15 protein-coding genes are annotated in these 18,774 nt (G+C 72.5%); 5 read left to right on the forward strand and 10 right to left on the reverse strand.

From position 1 onward, the window contains the following. Positions 1-16: 16 nt before the first annotated feature. From ELQ39_RS02110 to ELQ39_RS02130, 5 genes are all read right to left on the reverse strand, one after another. Positions 17-589 carry a GNAT family N-acetyltransferase gene (locus tag ELQ39_RS02110; RefSeq protein ID WP_225639790.1) on the reverse strand — a complete coding sequence of 191 codons (573 nt, stop codon included), beginning with the start codon at positions 587-589 and terminating at the stop codon, positions 17-19. A gap of 64 nt (positions 590-653) precedes the next feature. Continuing rightward, entirely contained in the window at positions 654-1,874 is a 1,221-nt protein-coding gene (locus tag ELQ39_RS02115; RefSeq protein WP_242590788.1) for a cysteine desulfurase-like protein, read from the reverse strand. 27 nt (positions 1,875-1,901) lie between these two features. Then, entirely contained in the window at positions 1,902-3,074 is a 1,173-nt protein-coding gene (locus tag ELQ39_RS02120; RefSeq protein WP_242590789.1) for an AI-2E family transporter, read from the reverse strand. A gap of 124 nt (positions 3,075-3,198) precedes the next feature. Next, on the reverse strand, positions 3,199-4,404 hold the full coding sequence (locus tag ELQ39_RS02125; protein ID WP_242590790.1) for a glycoside hydrolase family 64 protein: 1,206 nt from the start codon (positions 4,402-4,404) through the stop codon (positions 3,199-3,201). Between the two features lie 151 nt (positions 4,405-4,555). Next, the gene (locus ELQ39_RS02130) at positions 4,556-5,410 is read right to left on the reverse strand and encodes a GntR family transcriptional regulator (RefSeq protein ID WP_242590791.1); all 855 of its coding nucleotides are present in this window, start codon (positions 5,408-5,410) and stop codon (positions 4,556-4,558) included. A gap of 302 nt (positions 5,411-5,712) precedes the next feature. Here ELQ39_RS02130 and ELQ39_RS02135 point away from each other — a divergent pair, with 302 nt between their 5' ends. The 3 genes from ELQ39_RS02135 to ELQ39_RS02145 all read left to right on the forward strand — a co-directional run bounded on the left by ELQ39_RS02135 (position 5,713) and on the right by ELQ39_RS02145 (position 9,552). After that, a complete protein-coding gene (locus tag ELQ39_RS02135) occupies positions 5,713-7,140 on the forward strand; it encodes a cellulose binding domain-containing protein (protein WP_242590792.1) in 1,428 nt (475 codons plus the stop codon). 371 nt (positions 7,141-7,511) lie between these two features. Then, positions 7,512-8,264, forward strand: a complete 753-nt coding sequence (locus ELQ39_RS02140) for an IclR family transcriptional regulator (RefSeq protein ID WP_242590793.1) — start codon at positions 7,512-7,514, stop codon at positions 8,262-8,264. Between the two features lie 91 nt (positions 8,265-8,355). Beyond that, positions 8,356-9,552, forward strand: coding sequence for a PP2C family protein-serine/threonine phosphatase (locus tag ELQ39_RS02145; protein WP_443334325.1), 1,197 nt, complete (start codon positions 8,356-8,358; stop codon positions 9,550-9,552). Positions 9,553-9,564: 12 nt separating this feature from the next. Here the strand turns inward: ELQ39_RS02145 and ELQ39_RS02150 are convergent, their stop codons facing one another. The 4 genes from ELQ39_RS02150 to ELQ39_RS02165 are packed head-to-tail and all read right to left on the reverse strand — an operon-like array spanning position 9,565 to position 14,040. After that, on the reverse strand, positions 9,565-10,944 hold the full coding sequence (locus tag ELQ39_RS02150; RefSeq protein WP_242595523.1) for a GH1 family beta-glucosidase: 1,380 nt from the start codon (positions 10,942-10,944) through the stop codon (positions 9,565-9,567). A 32-nt stretch (positions 10,945-10,976) separates the two neighbouring features. After that, positions 10,977-11,804 (reverse strand): carbohydrate ABC transporter permease, encoded by an 828-nt coding sequence (locus ELQ39_RS02155; RefSeq protein ID WP_190002286.1) that lies wholly within the window; start codon positions 11,802-11,804, stop codon positions 10,977-10,979. Between the two features lie 5 nt (positions 11,805-11,809). Continuing rightward, complete coding sequence (locus ELQ39_RS02160; RefSeq protein WP_242590794.1) at positions 11,810-12,763, reverse strand: carbohydrate ABC transporter permease; 954 nt, start codon at positions 12,761-12,763, stop codon at positions 11,810-11,812. An 11-nt stretch (positions 12,764-12,774) separates the two neighbouring features. After that, positions 12,775-14,040, reverse strand: a complete 1,266-nt coding sequence (locus ELQ39_RS02165; protein WP_242590795.1) for an ABC transporter substrate-binding protein — start codon at positions 14,038-14,040, stop codon at positions 12,775-12,777. A gap of 295 nt (positions 14,041-14,335) precedes the next feature. Between ELQ39_RS02165 and yicI the strand changes: the two genes are divergently transcribed. After that, positions 14,336-16,618 (forward strand): alpha-xylosidase, encoded by a 2,283-nt coding sequence (gene yicI, locus ELQ39_RS02170; protein ID WP_242590796.1) that lies wholly within the window; start codon positions 14,336-14,338, stop codon positions 16,616-16,618. A gap of 36 nt (positions 16,619-16,654) precedes the next feature. Here yicI and ppk2 read toward each other — a convergent pair whose 3' ends face one another. Further along, positions 16,655-17,665 carry a polyphosphate kinase 2 gene (gene ppk2, locus ELQ39_RS02175; protein WP_190002114.1) on the reverse strand — a complete coding sequence of 337 codons (1,011 nt, stop codon included), beginning with the start codon at positions 17,663-17,665 and terminating at the stop codon, positions 16,655-16,657. 310 nt (positions 17,666-17,975) lie between these two features. Between ppk2 and ELQ39_RS02180 the strand changes: the two genes are divergently transcribed. Continuing rightward, entirely contained in the window at positions 17,976-18,770 is a 795-nt protein-coding gene (locus ELQ39_RS02180) for an SDR family NAD(P)-dependent oxidoreductase (protein ID WP_190002113.1), read from the forward strand. Positions 18,771-18,774 lie beyond the last annotated feature (4 nt).

Genomic DNA, 18,774 nt, shown 5'->3' on the forward strand with positions numbered 1-18,774 from the left:
CCGGCGGCCCGTGCCGTCAGCGCAGGTCGAGCCGCATCAGCACGCGGGGCCGGCCGGCCAGCACCGAGGTGGTGTCGGCGGCGTGGGTGAACCCGGCCCGCTCGAAGTTCTTGCGGAGCCCGGGGTAGGCCATGGTCAGGTCGACGCGGGCGTCGCCGTTGTCGAGGGGGTAGGCCTCGACGGCGGGGGCGCCCTGCGCGCGGGCGTAGTCGACGGCTCCGGCGATCAGGGCGTGCGAGAGGCCCTTGCCGCGGTGGCCGGGGCGGACCCGGATGCACCACAGGGACCACACCGGCAGATCGTCGACGTGCGGGATCTTGCGGTTGCGGGCGAAGGAGGTGTCCGCGCGCGGGGCGACGGCGGCCCAGCCGACGGGCTCGCCGTCCTCGTGGGCGAGCACGCCGAGCGGGGTGCCGGAGCGGAGCAGTCCGGCGACGTACTCGCCGCGGGCGGGGCCGCGCAGCTCGCGGTTGAGCTTGGAGGGGATGCGGTAGCTCAGGCACCAGCAGACGTTCGCGTGCGGCGACTTGGGCCCGAGCAGGGCACGGACGTCTGCGAACTCCGAGGCCGGACGGACTTCGACAGTCATGCGTCCACGATGGCACGAACGGCCCGCCGGCGCCGCCGCGTACCGGCGCCGGCGGACCCTGGCCTCAGTGTGCGGCCGGGGTCTCCTCGAGGAAGTCCGTCAGACCGTCGAGCAGGCGGTCGACGTCCTCCTCGGAGGTGTAGCAGGCGAGGCCGACGCGCAGGCCGCCGCTGTCGCCGAGGCCGAGGTGGCGGGAGGCCTCCAGGGCGTAGAAGTGGCCGGAGGGGGCGTGGACGTTCCGTCCGGCGAGGAAGCGGTAGGCGTCCTCGGTGCGGCGGCCGTCGAAGGTGAGCAGCAGGGTCGGAGTTCGGCGGGCCGCCCGGGAGTGGACCGTCACCCCCTCGAGGACCGCCAGGCCCTCCTCCAGGCGGGCCCGCAGCCGCGCCTCGTGCGCCCCGATCGCCTCGTACGCCGCGCCGAGCCTGGCGCGGCGGTCGCCGTCGGCCGGGCCGCCGAGCCCGGCAAGGACGTCGACGGCCGCGCGGGTGCCGGCCAGGAGCTCGTAGGGCAGCGTGCCCAGCTCGAACCGCTCGGGCACCGCGTCCGAGGAGGGCAGCAGCTTGTCCGGACGCAGGGTCTCCAGCAGCTCGGGGGCGGCGGCGAGGACGCCGTGGTGGGGGCCGAGGAACTTGTACGGCGAGCAGACGAAGAAATCCGCGCCCAGTGCCCGCACGTCGACCGGCGCGTGCGCCGTGTGGTGCACGCCGTCGACGTACAGCAGGGCGCCCGCCTCGTGGACCGGTCGCGCGATCTCGGCGACCGGGGGCATGGTGCCGATCAGGTTGGAGGCGGCGGTGACCGCGACGAGGCGGGTGCGTTCGGAGAGCTGTGCGCGGATGTGGTCGGCGGTGAGCTCCCCGGTGGCCGGGTCGAAGTCGGCGCGGCGGACGGTGACTCCGGCCCGTTCGGCCGCCTGCACCCACGGGCGGATGTTGGCGTCGTGGTCGAGCCGGGTGACCACGACCTCGTCGCCCTCCGCCCAGCCGGCGGCGAGCGTGCGGGCGACGTCGTAGGTGAGCTGGGTGGCGCTGCGGCCGAAGACGACGCCCGCCGGGTCGGCGCCCAGCAGGTCGGCCAGGGCGCGGCGCGCCTCGGCGACGAGCGTGTCGGCGTGGCGCTCGCCGGGGAGCAGGCTGCCCCGGTTGGACAGCGGCCGCGCCAGGGCGTCCGCTATCGCCTCGATGACGGGGCGTGGCGTCTGGGTTCCGCCGGGACCGTCGAAGTGGGCGGTGCCGGCGGCCAGCGCGGGGATGCCGGCGCGCAGGGCGGTGAGGTCGTACGTCACGGGATCTTCCTGAAGGTCGGAGGGCGGTCAGGCCGCGGAGGCGTCGGGCGCGGGGGGGTGGGGCGCCGTGGGCTGCGGCGCCGACGGTTCCGGAGACCGGGGCGCCGACGGTTCCGGCGCCGGTGGCTGCGGTGCCGGCGGGTCGGTGAGCTGTTCCCGCAGGTAGTTCCAGACGACGGCGATCAGGGCGGCGATGGGCACGGCGAGCAGGCTGCCGACGATGCCGGCCAGGCTGCCGCCCAGCGTCACCGCCAGCAGGACGACCGCCGCGTGCAGACCGAGGCCGCGGCTCTGGATGATCGGCTGGAACACGTTGCCCTCGAGCTGCTGCACGACGATGATCACGGCGAGCACGAGCAGCGCGTTGACCAGCCCGTTGGACACCAGCGCGATCAGCACGGCGACGAGCCCGGCGAACAGGGCGCCGACGATGGGCACGAACGCGGACACGAAGGTCAGGACCGCGAGCGGCAGGACCAGCGGCACGTCGAGGATCCACAGGCCGAGGCCGATGAGCACGCCGTCGATGAGACCGACGAGCGCCTGCGACCGGACGAACGCGCCGAGGGTGTTCCAGCAGCGGGCGGCCACGACCGGCACGTCGGTGGCGAGCCGGCCGGGCAGCTGGCGGCGCAGCCACGGCAGGAAGCGCGGCCCGTCCTTCAGGAAGAAGAACATCAGGAAGAGCGCGAGCACGGCCGTGACGACGCCGCTGAAGACGGTGCTCACCCCGGTGACGGCGGTGGTGGCGATGGACCCGGCGCTGTCCTGGAGCCGGGCGACGGCCGCGTCCAGTGCGGTGGAGATCTGGGCGTCGTCGATGTTCAGCGGCGGGCCCTCCGCCCAGTCGCGCAGTTTCTGCACACCCGCGACGACACCGTCGCCGAGTTCGCCGGCCTCCGACGCCACGGGCACGGCGATGAGCGCCACGGTGCCCGCGCCGACCAGCAGGAACAGCACGGTCACCAGGGAGGCGGCGACCGCGGGGCGCAGTCCGCGCCGCAGCAGCCAGCGGGTCGGAGGCCAGGTGAGCGTGGTGAGCAGCAGGCCGACTATCAGGGGCCAGACCACCGACCACATGCGGCCCAACAGCCAGAGGGCCACCCCGGTGGCCACCAGGACCAGCAGCATTTCCCCCGAGATGCGTGCCGAGGTGCGCAGTGCGGCGCGCGTTTTACCGGCGTTCAGCGAGGCAGACATGGTGGCACCCTATGGTGCCCGCGCGGCCGTGGTGATCGCGGGACACAAAGGACGTCCGCCGACGGGGCGTCAGGTGCGCCGTGTCCGGCCGGAGGACCGGCCGGACACGGCGCCGGAGGCGCGGTCAGTCGAGCGGGTCGAGCGTCAGGGACGCCCCGCGCGGGTCGCCGTCATGGACGAGCGACTCGTGGGCGCCGACGTCGTCGAAGGCGAAGGCGTACGCCTTCCCGTCGGCCATGTGCGCGTGGACGATCCGCGCGTAGTGGTTGGTGACCGGCTCCTGGTAGAAGCCTGCCGCGCTCCGGTCGGGCTGGTTCGGGTTGGCGAGCAGGGTGGTGCGGTTGAAGCCCGCGCACAGGGTGCGCGAGATGGGGCCGCGCACCTGGTCGTTGGGGGCGTCGAGGAGGCGGTGACAGCCGAAGACGGACGAGGCGTCAGGTTTCTGGAAGGTGGTCACCTCGCGGCCGGCGTTGTCCCTGAAACGCAGGACGCCTCCGGAGACCCGACCGGTGTACCGGACGTCGGGACGGTCGGCGAAGGGCGTGACGGTCAGGTCCGTGCCCGTGTACTTGTTCCACACGCGGTTGATGTAGTCGTCCATGACCGATGCCGGCAGGGCGCCGGTCTCCACCCCGTACAGCGGGGACAGGGCGCGCAGCACGGTGCCGTCGGAGCGGGTCTGGACGAGGTTGGCCCAGCCGCCGGGCTGCGCCCTCAGGGCGTTGAACACGCCGTGGTAGCCGCCGGGCTTGAGCCTGCCCGCGCTCAGCGTGCTGCCGTCACCGCGCCGCACGCCCACCGTGTAGGGCGCGGAGAACATGTCGACCTGGGTGCTGTTGATCCACAGTCCGGAGTCGTTGAGCGTGTACTCGGACCAGTTGAAGAGGATGTCGCGGTTGGGGTCGGTGGGGTTCTGCACGGCGGGCTGCACCAGGCCGCCGGTGGTGAGCCGGAACTCCATCTTGCGGCCGTAGGAGAAGTAGATGCGGCCCGACAACTTGGGCACCTGGATGGTGGTGGACCGGCCGGGGGCCGGGCCCGGGATGGAGGCGTCGGGTGCGGGGGTGGGCGGATTGCCGCCCGCGGGCCAGGGGTGGAAGGCGCCGCCGGCATCGGCCCAGCCCTGCCGGCCGGACGACAGCTCCGTGCCGAGGTTGTAGATGTGGACCTGCTCGGCGCGGCCCGAGTTGTTGGTGATGGTCAGCGGGATGGTGGCCGGGACCGCGGCGTGCGCGGGGGACGGGACCCCGGCGGCGAGCCAGCCGCCGCCCAGCGCGGTGGCGATACCCAGAGCCACGGCGGTGACCCGGCGTCTGAGGGTGCGCAGCATGGTCGTTCTCCGTTCGACGAGTGGCCGGCTACGGGTGTGAGAGCGCTCTCAAGGAGAGTCCCGCCCTGGTATGGACCTGTCAACGGTTCAAGCAAAAATTGAGGAGGACAAGGTTCCACATCCGTTGCGCGCGTGCGCCGGCTGCCGTGGCTCAGTCGTGCTGGACGACGCCGTGCGCCGAGAAGCTGACCGGGCCGCGGGAGATGAGGTCGCCGGGCGGGAAGCCGGGGTGGTGGTCCCCCTGGCCCCCTTCCCCTTCGCCCGTGCGCGGGGCGCTCGGGCCCAGGGCGAGCCGGGAGACGATGCGGTAGCGGTCACCCCGGTAGACGGAGTGGACGTACTCCACCGGACGTCCCGCGGTGTCGGTGGTGAGGCGCTCGAACAGGAGGGCCGGGGACAGCTCGGGCACGTCGAGCAGTTCCGCCTCCGCGCGGGTCACCACGGTGGGCTCGACGGACTGCACGGCCTCACCGACCCGCACCCCGTGCCGGTCGCGGAAGTGCTCGTAGAGGTCGCCCTGCTCGAACTCCGCTTCGGTGAGGTCCGGTACCAGGACGGCGGGGAGGTGCAGGTGCTCGATGGCCATCGGGGCACCGTCCACCAGTCGCAGCCGGGCCGCGTACCGGATCTCGGCGGCCGGTGACACGCGCAGTCTGCGGCCCACGCGGGCGCCGGCCGGGAGGGTGCGGAACTCGAGGACGCGACTGGTCCACACGCCCTTGGCCTGGGGCACGGTCAACGCGCCATGCTCCGGGACGAGCTCCTGGGTGATCTTCTCGGCGGCGACGAACATGCCCCGCCCGTGCTCGCGCACCAGCAGCCCCGCGACCACGAGTTCGTCGACCGCGGCCCGCACGGTGGGACGCGAGACACCGAGCCGGGCGCAGAGGGCGCGCTCGGAGGGGACGGCGTCCCCGGGACGGCGGGCCTCGATGAGTTCGAGGAGCGCGTCGCGCACCCGTTCACGCTTGAGCACCGCACCCGAGGCGGCGGGATCGATGGCCATACGGGTCTCTCCTCGTCGTCGGCCGCGGTCGGGCACGGGCGACTGGTATGTCCCCGACCTTAACTGGTTCGGTCGTCACGCGAATATCCGTCGTCGCGGCCAATTTCCCTTCCGACGCGTGGGGTTGACGCGCACATTGGTCTATGCCACCTTCTCTCGACATCGACTGGTAAGGCCCCGGCGGACAACTGGTCAGTTCCGAGGACCGGTCCGTCACCGCGAGCCCCGCGCCGGGCAGCGCCCCCACGCCCGCCGCGCGGACGCACCCCCGTGCGCCACCCCCCACCGCGAAAGGACCACGGATGCGTACTCGTCCCACCGGCCACCGAGCCCGCGCGGCACTCGCCCTCACCGCCCTGCTGGGCGGCGCCGCCCTCACCGGGCTCCCCGCCCCGGCCGCCAACGCCGCGGACGGCCCGCTCGCCGTGCAGTACCGCACCAGCGCCACCGGGGCCACCGCCGACCAGAGCGAGCCCTGGTTCAAGGTCCGCAACACCGGTTCCGCGCCGTTGCAGTTGAGCCAGGTGAAGATCCGCTACTACTTCAAGGCCGACGCCCAGGACACCGTGTACCGCTTCGCCTGTTCCTGGGCGGTCGTCGGCTGTGCGTCCGTCACCGGCACCTTCGGCACGCTCCCCACGCCCACCGCGACGGCCGACCGCTACCTGGAGATCGGGTTCACCCCGTCCGCCGGGACGCTCGCGCCGGGCGCCGACACCGGGGACCTGCAACTGCGGTTCCACCGGGCCGACTGGCGGACGCTGCGGCAGAGCGACGACTACTCCTTCGGCGCCGCACGGACGTCGTACGCCGACTGGGACAAGGTGACCGCGCGCCTCGCGGGCACCGGCGTGTGGGGCGTGGGACCCGAGGGCGACGACCCGACCGACCCCACGGACCCGACCGACCCGCCCGGCGAGGGCGGCCAGACGCTGTTCGACGACTTCGACTACGGGTCCCACACCGACCCCGACCTCACGGCGCACGGCTGGAGCGTCCGCTCCAACGCGGGCGGCCCCGGGGTGCCGGGCGCGACCTGGGACCCGTCGAAGGTGACCTTCTCCTCCTCGGGAGGCAACTCGGTGATGGACCTGGAGACGTCCACCGCGGGCACCGGCGCCTCCACCACGCACACCGAGATCCTCACCCGGAGCATGAAGTTCGCCTACGGCACCTACGCGGCCCGGGTGCGCTTCTCCGACGCGCCCGTCTCCGGCCCGGACGGCGACCGGGTGGTGCAGACGTTCTTCACCATCAACGACCTCAAGGCGCCGATGGCCGACGACTACGCCGAGTACGACTTCGAGTACCTGCCCAACGGTGGCTGGGGCGAGCCGTCGTCGATCCTCTACACGACGTCCTGGGAGACGTACGACCCCGATCCCTGGCAGGCCGTCAACCAGCACAGCGAGAGCCGCCGGAGCTTCGCCGGCTGGCACGACCTGGTCGTCACCATCGACGCTTCCGGCATCACGTACTACGTCGACGGCAGCCACTTCGGCACGCATGACGCCGCGTATCTGCCGGAGCGGCCGATGTCGATCAACTTCAACCAGTGGCTGATCGACCTGGAGGGGCAGTCGTCGACCACGCCCCGCGCCTACCACCAGCAGGTCGACTACGTCCTGCACGTCAAGGACGAGGTGCTGACGCCCGCCCAGGTCACTGCGAAGATCGACGCCTACCGCGCCTCGGGCACGTCGTTCGTGGACGAGGTGCCCACGCCCTGACGGACCGGTGCCCGACGCGGACCGTGCCGGCCTGCCTCACCGACCGGGCGCCCGGGACCACCTGCCGGGTCGGCAACGAGCCGCCCGCCGTCCGGTCACGGGGGGCCGCAACCGGACGGCGGGCGGCTCGGACACCGCGCGGGCCAGGGTGTCCGAGCCCCGCCCGTGGCTCTGGACCCGGCGAAGCGGGTGGCGGCCGTCGTGCCGCCACGGGGCACCGGCCGGGGGTGAGGGGGTGGGGCACGTCCTCGACGTGGCGCCCGACCGGCCGGTCGCGTCGGCCGGGCGTGACGGCCGACCGTCCGGCCCTCACGCACATCGGAGCGGAAGTTCTTCTTGCCGCCGGCGGACGAGTGGCGCACGCTTGACGCATGGGTGCGAGCCCGACACTCATCTCCTCCGTGCAGCGCGCCTTCCGGCTGCTGGAGGCGGCGAGCGCGCACGAGACGGGCGCGCCGGCGAAGCAGCTGGCGCGGGAGACCGGGCTGCCCCTGGGCACCGCCTACCACCTGCTGCGGACCCTGGTGCACGAGGGATATCTGCGGCGGCTCGACGACGGCAGCTTCGTCCTGGGCGACCGGCTGCAGTCCCTGCACACCGGCGGCCGGAGCCAGGCGCTGCTCGCCCGGGTCCGGCCGGTCCTCTCGGGGCTGCGCGACGAGCTGTCGAGCGCCGCCTACCTCACCTTCTACGAGGACGGGGAGATCCGGGTCTCCGAGGTCGTGGACGGACCGCGCACCCCGCGCGTCGACCTGTGGGTGGGGTTCGCGGACGCCGGCCACGCCACCGCGCTCGGCAAGGCCGTGCTGCGGGAGCTGGACGACGAGTCCCGCAAGGAGTACCTGTCCCGGCACACGCTGAACGACCTCACCCCGCACACGGTCACCACGCCCGTGGAGCTGATCCGCCGGCTGGAGACCACGCCCCTCGCCCCTGCCATGACGGACCTGGAGGAGTACGCGCTCGGCACGGTGTGCGTGGCGGTGCCGGTGTACAGCGGCGGCACCCTGGGCTCCATCGGCGTGTCCATGCCGCGCAACCGGCTCGACCGGATCGACGAGGTCCGCGACCGGCTGATGCCGACCGCGCGACGGATCACCCGCAGCCTGTCTCTCACTATGTGAAAACCGCGTCCTTGTGATGCCGGGCACCTTCACCTTTTCTTGAAGAAGCAGGCAATTCGGACACGCCCACAGGTGAGGAACCGGACAGCACATGAGTCACGCCCGTCAGCATGGACGCGACCAGTCGCCGATACGGCCGTACCCGCACGGACTCAAGTGCTTCCGATCCCCCCGAGCCCGGGCGTGCGCGCACTGGGTCGCCGAGACGCCGGCGCTGCCCGTGCTGATCCTCTGCATCATCGTGTCCATCGACATGGCGGCCGGCACCGGCCGGATCTGGCTGCCGCTGCTCGCCACCGGACCCGCCCTGGCCGCCGCCACCAGCCGGCCCCGCGGGGTGCTGGGTGTGGGCGCGCTGGCCATCGCGCTCGGCGCGAGCATCGCCTACCGGCACGACATGGCCCTCCCGCACCTGGCCGTCGTGCTGGCCGCCCTGGTGACCGTCACCCTGGCGGGCACCCTCGCCAGCGCGCTGCGGGCACGCCGTGAGCGGGTGCTGGCCGCCGTGCGCTCCGTCGCGGAGACCGCGCAGCACGCCCTGCTCCAGCCGGTGCCGGAGACGGTCGGCCCGTTCCAGGTGGCGGTGCGCTACAGCGCGGCCGCCGCCGAGGCCCGGATCGGCGGCGACCTCTACGCCCTCGTCCCCACTCCGCACGGCGTGCGGATGATCGTCGGCGACGTGCGGGGCAAGGGGCTGCCGGCCGTGGGGACGGCCGCCCTGGTGCTCGGTGTGTTCCGGGAGGCGGCGTACGACGAGCCGGAACTGCTGGACGTGGTGGGCCGGATCGAGCGGAGCCTGGCCCGCAACCTGGGCGGCGACGACTTCGTCACCGCCGTGGTCGCCGGCTGCCCGGAGCCCGGGCGGCTGGAGACGGTCAACTGCGGCCACGCTCCCCCGCTGCTGATCCACGGCACCGAGGTGACGGCCGTCGAGCCGGTGCACCCCGCGCCGCCGCTGGGGCTGCGCGCCCTGTCGGAGGACACGCCCCGCCTCCAGGTGGTGTCCTTCGACGACGGGGACCAGCTGCTCCTCTACACCGACGGCGTCACGGAGGCGCGGGACGCCGGCCGCGCCTTCTATCCCCTGGCCGACGGGCTGACCCGGAGCCTGCGCGACGGGCCGGACCGGACACTGGCCGCGCTGCACCAGGACCTGCTGGACCATGTGGGCGGCCGTCTGCACGACGACGCGGCGCTGCTCCTGCTGCGCAGGCCGGCCGCCGCACAGGCCGGGGAATCCGCGGTGGTGCTCCCCGTGGCGGACATGGACGGCGCCAAGGCCGCCTGAGACGCCTGCCTGTCAGGAACCTTGGTCGTCGACCAGACGCCGGTACCAGTGGTAGCTGTCCTTCGGGACGCGCCGCTGGGTGGCGTAGTCGACGCGGACGATGCCGAACCGCTTGCCGTAGCCGAAGGCCCACTCGAAGTTGTCCAGCAACGCCCACACGTAGTAGCCGCGCACGTCGACGCCCGCGTCGATCGCGGCCCGCAGCGCGGTGAGGTGGTCACGCAGGTAGTCGACGCGGTCGGTGTCGTGCACCGCGCCGTCGGGGCTCACCTCGTCGTCCTCGGCGGAGCCGTTCTCCGTGATGTGGACGGGCGGCAGCGCGTCCCCGTACTGCTCCTTCAGGTCCGTCAGGAGGTCGGTGAGGGTTCCGGGGGCCACCGGCCAGCCCATGGCGGTCCGCCGTACGCCCGGCATGGGAACCTCGGTGCAGCGGTTGTCGGTGGCCACCCGCAGCGCGGGATCGCCCTCGCGGTGCGGGGCGTCGGCCACGACGATCGGGCGGTAGTAGTTGACGCCGAGGAAGTCCAGCGGCCGGCCGATCAGCTCCAGGTCGCCGTCGCGGCGGAAGTCCTGCCCGGTGATCAGCTCGCCCCAGGTCTCCTCCTCGGTGTCCGGGTAGCGCCCGGCGAGGATCGGTTCCGTCCAGACCAGGTTGTGCAGGGTGTCGGCGCGTACCACCGCCGCCCGGTCGGCGTCGGAGTCCGTCGCGGGCAGGTGGTGGTCGAGGTTGAGGGTGATGCCCACCTCGCGCACCCCGGCCGCGCGCAGCGCCCGCACGGCGAGTCCGTGGCCGACGAGCAGGTGGTGCGCGGCGGCGAGCGCGCCCCGGCCCTCCTGGGCGCCGGGGGCATGGCGGCCGACGGAGTAGCCGAGGAAGGCGCTGCACCAGGGCTCGTTGAGGGTGATCCAGCGGGGCACGCGGTCGCCCAGGTGGGCGGCGACGACGGCCGTGTACTCGGCGAACCGCTCGGCCGTCTCCCGTACGCGCCAGCCGCCCCGGTCCTCCAGGGCCTGCGGGAGGTCCCAGTGGTAGAGGGTGACGGCCGGTTCGACGCCGGCGGCGAGGAGTTCGTCGACCAGCCGGGAGTAGAAGTCCAGGCCTTTGGGGTTCACCGGTCCCGAGCCGGCGGGCACGATCCGCGGCCAGGCGACGGAGAAGCGGTACGAGGCGACCCCGAGGTCGCGCAGCAGGGCCACGTCCTCCGGGTAGCGGTGGTAGTGGTCGCAGGCGACGTCGCCGGTGTCGCCGTTGGCCACCCGGTCCGGGGTGTGGCTGTAGGTGTCCCAGATCGACGGGCCGCGTCCGTCCTCGTGGGCCGCGCCCTCGATCTGGTAGGAGGCGGTGGCGGCGCCGAAGACGAAGCCGGGCGGGAACCGGGGGAGGTCGCTCATGCGGGTCGGGTCCAAGTCGGAAGGTGCGGCGGTCATTTGACGGATCCTCCGGTGATGCCGGCGGCGATGTACTTCTGGGCGAGGACGAGCAGGACGGCGGCGGGCACGGCGGAGAGCACGGCCGCGGCCATGACCGAGCCCCAGTCCCCGACGTGGGCGCCGATGTACTGGTAGATGCCCAGCGTGATCGGCTTGACGTCGTCCGTGGTGTTCAGGGTGAGGGCGAACATGAAGTCGCTCCACGCGAACAGGAAGGCGAACAGGCCGGAGGTGATCAGGGCGTTGCGGCTCATCGGCAGCACGACCCGCAGGAACACCCGGACCGGTCCCGCCCCGTCGATCTCGGCGGCCTCGATCACCTCGCCGGGGATGGACAGCATGAAGGAGCGCATCAGCACGATGGAGAAGGGGATGCCGAGCGAGGCGTCCGCGAGCATCAGCCCGGCGTAGGAGTTGACCAGGCCTAGGTCGACGTAGGAGGTGTAGAGGGCGTTGGCGATGACGATGCCCGGCACCATCTGGGTGATGAGGGTGCCGAACACGATGGCGCGCGAGCCGCGCAGGCCGAAGCGGGCCAGGCCGTAGGCGGCGGGCGCGGCGACGGCGAGGCAGATCGCGACGGCGCCGGCGGACACCAGCAGGGAGGTCAGCAGGTTGCCGCCCTGGTCGGTGAGGGCCTTGGTGAAGCCGGACAGGTCGAGTCCGGAGGGGACCGGGTCGACCTGGAGCAGGCCCGAGTCGGGCTGGAGCGCGGTGTTGAGCATCCAGTACAGCGGGAACAGCATCACCGCGAGGACGAGCAGACCCGCGACGGTGGAGCCCCAGCGGCGGCGGGGCGCGGTGGGCGCGTGGGCGGCCATGTCGGTCACTTCCCCTCGGTGCGGTTGGCCCGCAGGTAGAACACCGCGAACACGGCGGAGATCAGGATCAGGACGTTGCCGACGACCGCGCCGGCGCCGAAGTCCAGTTCCACGAAGGAGTTCTGGTAGGTGAGCGTGCCCAGGGTCTGGGTGGCGTCGGCGGGGCCGCCGTCGGTGAGGGCGAGGATCAGGTCGAGGATCTTCACCGTGGACATGAAGCCCAGCACCAGCACGACCGTGATCACCGGTCTGAGCATGGGCAGGGTGACGGAGCGGAAGGCGCGCCAGGCGGAGGCGCCGTCCAGGGAGGCCGCCTCGTACAGCTCCCTGGGGATCTCCTGGAGGCCGCCGTAGAGGATGACCATGTTGAACGGGATGCCGATCCAGATGTTGACCAGGATGACCGAGAGCAGTGCCATGTCCGGGCTGGTGAGCCACGGGGTGTGCCCGGCGAGGCCGAGGGTGTCGAGGAACGTGTTCAGCACGCCGGTGTCCTGGTCGAGGATGCGGCGCCAGACGACGCCGGACACCACCATCGGCACCAGCCAGGGCAGCAGGATCAGGGACCGCAGGACGCCGCCGAGGGGGAAGCGGCGGTTGAAGAAGACGGCGAGGGCGAGGCCGACGCAGAACTGGCCGAGCAGAGAGCCCGCGGTGAAGACGAGGGTGTGCCACAGGGCCTTGCCGAACAGGGCGTCCTGGAAGACGGACGACCAGTTGTCGCCGCCGTTGAAGGGGGCCTCGCCGGTGAAGAAGGTCTTCGGCGTGTAGTGCTGGAAGCTCATCACGACGTTGCGGACGAGCGGGTAGCCGAAGAACAGCAGCATGAAGACGACGGCGGGGGCGACGAAGCCCCAGCGGGCGAGCCTGCGGCGCAGACGGGCGCGGGCCGGGTCGGGCGCGGTGTCCTTCCGGGGCGCGGTGGCGGACGGCGTGGCGGTGACGGTGGACGTGGTCATGGGTGCGTACCTCAGTTCCCGCTCGTGGCCCGCTGCTGGGCGCGCTTCAGGGCGGCCTCGCTGGACTGGCCGGTCAGGGCGGACTGGAAGGCGCTCTGCAGGGCGAGGGAGACGGCCGGCCAGCCGGCGCCGAGCTGTGCGGTGCGGGAGCGGGCAGTGGCGACCTGGTCGGCCAGCGCGTCCAGTTCGGGCACCTTCGACCGCCACTCGGCGGCGGCCCGCTCGTCGGCGGGGACCATCCAGCTGTTGAGGGCGTAGCTGAGCTGTTCCTTCTCGCCGGTCAGGCAGGCGACGATCCGTCCTGCCATGCGCTCGCGGTCGTCGTCGCCGGTACGGGGCACGGTGAGCACGGCGCCCCCGAGGGGGGCGACCGAGTCGGCGCCCGCCTCGGGCACGGGGATCTCGGCGATGCCCCAGTTGAGGTCGGGGTCGCTGTTGAGGGTCTCGACCTGCCAGGGGCCGTTGATCATCATGGCGGCGTTGCCCGCCATGAACTGGTCGTTGACGTCGGCCTGGGTCCAGTTGACCGTGGACCGGGAGAGCGAGCCGTCCTTCAGCAGCGCCTTCCAGAAGTCGAGCGCCTCGACGACCTCCGGGCTGTCCAGCTCGCGTTCGTCGCCGCCGTTGGACCACATGAACGGGGTGAACTGGAAGACGCCGTCCTCGGCGCCACCCGCGCTGAGCGCCAGCCCGTAGCGCTTCCCGCGGGTGAGCTCGCGCGCGGCTTCCCGCAGGTCGTCCCAGGTGGCGGGGGTGCGGACGCCCGCCTCGGCGAGGACGTCCTTGTTGTAGAAGAGGGCGAGGGTGTTCACGGAGCGGGCGGCCCCGTAGTACGTGCCCCGGTAGGAGCCGAAGTCGACGATGCCGTCGGGCACGTGGTCGGTGGAGAGGCCGAGACCGCGCAGGTCGACCAGACCGCCGGCCTCGGCGAACACCGGCATCTCGGAGGCGTCGAACTGGACGACGTCCGGCAGTGACTTGGACGAGGCCATGCGCAGCGCCTTCGTCATGACCTGGGACGCGGGGACGCTCTGCTGCTCGACGGTGACCCCGAGCCGCTTCCCGCAGCGGGCCATCGCCTCCGCGTCCCAGCGGTGGTAGGTCTCGTCGGTCGAGGAGTTCAGGACGGTGTACACGTCGTCGTCGCGCTCGGCGGCGCAGCCGGTCAGCGCCGCCGAGGCGACGAGGGCCGCGGCGGCGGCGAGCGAGGTGACGGCTCCGCGTGCGCGTCCGCGTGGGCGTGGACGGCGTGCGGCAGCCGTGGGATGTGCTGTCACGGTGGGTGCCCCTGGGTGGGACCGGCCCGGCGGGTACCGAGGCCGGCGGCTCTGTGGAAGGGTAGGTGAAGCGCTTCGACAACAGGCCGCCGCAATCGGGGTCTCGTCTGGCGCCGCACCGGGGTGTAATTTGTTTGGCCTGATTACTAATACGTCAGCGCAAGTCGGTCGCGCTAGCCCCCCAGCGGCACGATCTCCTTGCGCCAGGGCGTGACAGGTTCCGCGGATCCTGTCATAGTTCCTGGTCAGAGGTTCCCCTCGCACCTCCTTCGCCCTCCCCATCCCGAGGAAGACCATGAAATTCACCGACGGCTTCTGGCGTATCCGCGACGGCGTCCAGATCTCGTACGCCACCGAGGTGCGAGATGTCCGCACGGAATCGAAGCGCTTCACCAGCTATGCGTCGACGAAGAAGGTGACGCGCCGGGGCGACACCCTGAACGCCCCGCTGGTCACGGTCGACTGCTTCTCCCCCGCCGAGGGCGTCGTCGGCGTGCGGGTCACCCACCACGCCGGGAGGCGCAACCCCGGACCGGACTTCGCGCTGGCCGCAGAGGCCGGCGGTGCGGGCGAGGTGCGCCGGGACGGCGCGGTCACGGAGCTGACCAGCGGCCCGCTGACCTTGCGGCTGGACGCGGACGGCGGTTTCGGGCTCGCCTTCCTCGACGCGGACGGGCGGGAGCTGACCCGGGCGGGCGCCAAGAGCACGGCGTACGCCACCACCGCCGACGGGACGCACCACGTGCTGAGCCGGCTGTCCCTCGGTGTCGGAGAGAACGTCTACGGCCTGGGCGAGCGCTTCACCCCGTTCGTCAAGAACGGCCAGAGCGTCGACGTGTGGCAGGCCGACGGCGGCACCAGCAGCGAACAGGCCTACAAGAACGTCCCGTTCTACCTGTCCTCACGTGGCTACGGCGTCTTCGTCAACCACCCCGGCGCGGTCTCCTTCGAGGTCGGCTCCGAGTCCGTCGGCCAGGTCCAGTTCAGCGTCGCGGACCAGACGCTGGAGTACTACGTGATCGCGGGTCCGACACCGAAGGAGGTCCTGGGCCGGTACACCGCGCTCACCGGCCGCCCGGCGCTGCCGCCCGCCTGGTCGTTCGGCCTGTGGCTGAGCACCTCGTTCACCACCTCCTACGACGAGGCGACGGTGACCTCGTTCGTCGACGGCATGGCGGAGCGCGGCATCCCGCTGTCGGTGTTCCACTTCGACTGCTTCTGGATGCGCGAGTACCAGTGGTGCGACTTCCGGTGGGACCCGGAGGTGTTCCCGGACCCGGAGGGCATGCTGGCCCGGCTCAAGGACAAGGGCCTGCGGGTCAGCGTGTGGATCAACCCGTACATCGCGCAGAAGTCGCCGCTGTTCGACGAGGCCGCGGCGCTCGGGCACCTGGTGCGCCGGGCCGACGGCGACGTGTGGCAGTGGGACCTGTGGCAGGCCGGCATGGGCCTGGTCGACTTCACCAGCCCGGACGCCCGCGCCTGGTTCCAGAGCAAGCTGAAGGCGCTGCTCGACCAGGGGGTGGACTGCTTCAAGACGGACTTCGGCGAGCGCATCCCGACGGACGTCGTCTGGCACGACGGCTCGGACCCCGAGCGGATGCACAACTACTACACGCACCTCTACAACCGCACCGTGTTCGAGCTGCTGGAGAAGGAGCGCGGTCAGGGCGAGGCGGTCGTCTTCGCCCGGTCGGCGACCGCCGGCGGCCAGCAGTACCCGGTGCACTGGGGCGGCGACTGCTGGTCGTCGTTCGAGGCGATGGCGGAGTCGCTGCGCGGCGGCCTGTCGCTGTCGCTGAGCGGGTTCGGCTTCTGGAGCCACGACATCGGCGGGTTCGAGGGCACGCCCGACCCGGAGGTGTTCAAGCGGTGGCTGGCGTTCGGGCTGCTGTCGTCGCACAGCAGGCTGCACGGCTCCACGTCCTACCGGGTGCCGTGGGAGTTCGGCGACGAGGCGGTGGACGTCGCGCGCCGGTTCACGCTGCTGAAGCACCGGCTGATGCCGTACCTGTACGGCGCGGCGGCCGAGGCGCACCGGACGGGCGTGCCGATGATGCGGCCGATGCTGCTGGAGTTCCCGCACGACCCGGCGTGCCGCCCGCTGGACCGCCAGTACATGCTCGGCCCCGATCTGCTGGTCGCGCCCGTGTTCAGCGCGGACGGCGACGTGGAGGTGTACCTGCCGGAGGGCACCTGGACGCATCTGCTCAGCGGTGAGCGGGTGACGGGCCCGTGCTGGCGCACCGAGCGCCACGGCTACGACAGCCTGCCGCTGTACGTCCGTGAGGGCGCGGTGCTGCCGCTGGCCGCGGACGACTCCCGCCCGGACGGCGACTGGCTGGACGCGCCGGTGCTGCTGGTGCACCCGTCGGCTGCGCCCGACCGCACGACGGAGGTCACCGTCCCGGACACGGCGGGCCTTCCCGCGGCGACGTTCCACGTCCGGCGGGACGGGGACGCGCTGCGGGTGACCGCGTCGGGCACGGACCGGCCGTTCACCGTGCGGGTGCCGGGCGGGGCCGAGGCTTCGGGGAGCGGGGAGGTGACGGTGCCGCTCGCCGTGGACTCGGAGTGACGTGAGCCGCGCCCCGGAGCGGTGACGCGGCCGGGGTCAGGGCCCCGGCCGCTGCCCGTCGCCCGGGTGGGCGCCCGGGCCGTGGCCGGGGCCCGCCAACGGGGTCGGGGACAGGGCTTCCGGTTCCTCGCCGGGCTCCAGCAGGGTGTCCGCCGCCCCCACGATCAGCGGGTCCGGCTTGCCGAGGGCCTCGTGGTCCTTGGCCGGGTAGTCGCAGCGGTCGAGAAGGCTGCGCATCGCTTCGAGACGCCCGCGCCGCTTGTCGTTGTTCTTCACCACCGTCCACGGCGCGTGCGGGGTGTCCGTGGCGCGGAACATCTCCACCTTCGCCTTGGTGTAGTCGTCCCAGCGGTCCAGCGACTCCAGGTCCATCGGCGACAGCTTCCAGCGCCGCACCGGGTCGACCTGGCGGATGGCGAAGCGGGTGCGCTGCTCGGCCCGGGACACCGAGAACCAGAACTTCACCAGCATGATGCCGTCGTCGGTCAGCAGCCGTTCGAACAGCGGGGTCTGCTCCAGGAACAGCCGGTACTCCTCGTCCGAGCAGAAGCCCATGACCCGCTCGACGCCGGCCCGGTTGTACCAGGAGCGGTCGAAGAACACGATCTCCCCGCGGGCCGGGAGATGGGCCACGTAGCGCTGGAAGTACCACTGCCCCGCCTCCCGCTCGGTCGGTTTCTCCAGGGCGACCACGCGGGCGCCGCGCGGGTTGAGGCGTTCCATGAACCGCTGGATGGTGCCGCCCTTGCCGGCCGCGTCGCGTCCCTCGCAGACCACGACCATCCGCTGGCCGGTGTCCTTCACCCAGCGCTGCATCTTCAGCAGCTCGATCTGCAGCACGCGCTTCGTCCGCTCGTACTCCGACCTGCGGATCTTCCGGTCGTAGGGATGGTTCTCGCGCCAGGTCTCGATGGGCGTGCCGTCGGCGTCGAGGAGGACGGGCCGTTCCGGACGCCGGGCGTCCACCTCCAGCCCGTGGAGGAGGTCGTCGCCGGTGGTGCCGGACCCGTCCGCGCCCGCCTCCGCCGCGCCCCGTCCCTCGTGCACGTCCGGATGGTCACGCCCCTGTCGCTCGTCCGGATGGTCGGCCGTCACGTCGTCTCCCGCCTTTCCGCTCCCGTCCCGCCCGGGGGCCCCTTGTGCAGCGTATGCCCCGTCGGGGCGTGCACGGTCATGCGGAAGCGGGTGCCCGCCGGGGGCGCGCCGAAGCGTGGACGTGCCGGGCGGGGCGGTGCGGGCGCGGCGGTGATTCGGCCGCGGGCTGAGGGGAAGTCGGGGCGGGTCGAAGGGCGCGCCCGCGCGGGCGGTGGTCCGCGGGCCGGGCCGCGCCGTCGCATCCGGCTGGAGAGGTGAGGACGTGCAGATCGATCTGAAGGGCCGTACCGCGCTGGTCACGGGTTCCACCCAGGGCATCGGGGCCGCGATCGCCGCCGGGCTCGCGCGGGCGGGGGCGCGGGTCGCGGTGAACGGACGGTCGCAGGAGCGGGTGCGGGAGGGCGCGGCCGCGCTGGAGCGGGAGGTGCCCGGCGCCGAGGTGGTGCCGGTCGCGGCGGACGTGACCACGGAGGAGGGCGCCCGGCGGATCGTGGAGGCACTCCCCCAGGTGGACGTTCTGGTGAACAACCTGGGTGTGTTCGGCTCCGCCGACCCGCTGGAGATCAGCGACGACGAGTGGCGCCGCTACTTCGAGGTGAACGTGCTGGCGGCGGTGCGCCTGATCCGTCTGCTGCTGCCCGGGATGACCGGGCGCGGCTGGGGCCGGGTGCTGAACATCGCCAGCGACTCGGCGATCGTCACCCCGGCCGAGATGATCCACTACGGCATGTCGAAGACAGCGCTGCTGGCCGTGAGCCGCGGCTTCGCCAAGCAGGCGGCGGGTACGGGCGTCACGGTGAACTCGGTCATCGCCGGTCCCACGCACACCGGCGGGGTGGAGGACTTCGTCTACGAGCTGGTGGACCGCGACCTGCCGTGGGAGGAGGCACAGCGCGCCTTCATGCGCGAGCACCGGCCGCAGTCGCTGCTGCAGCGGCTGATCGAGCCGGAGGAGATCGCGAACATGGTCGTGTACCTGGCCTCGGAGCAGGCGTCGGCGACGACGGGCGGTGCGGTGCGGGTGGACGGCGGGTACGTGGACTCGATCCTGCCGTGAGGCA

Origin of the sequence: Streptomyces sp. GB4-14 (assembly GCF_022696125.1) — a bacterium.
In the GTDB taxonomy this organism is placed as follows: Bacteria; Actinomycetota; Actinomycetes; order Streptomycetales; family Streptomycetaceae; genus Streptomyces; species Streptomyces werraensis.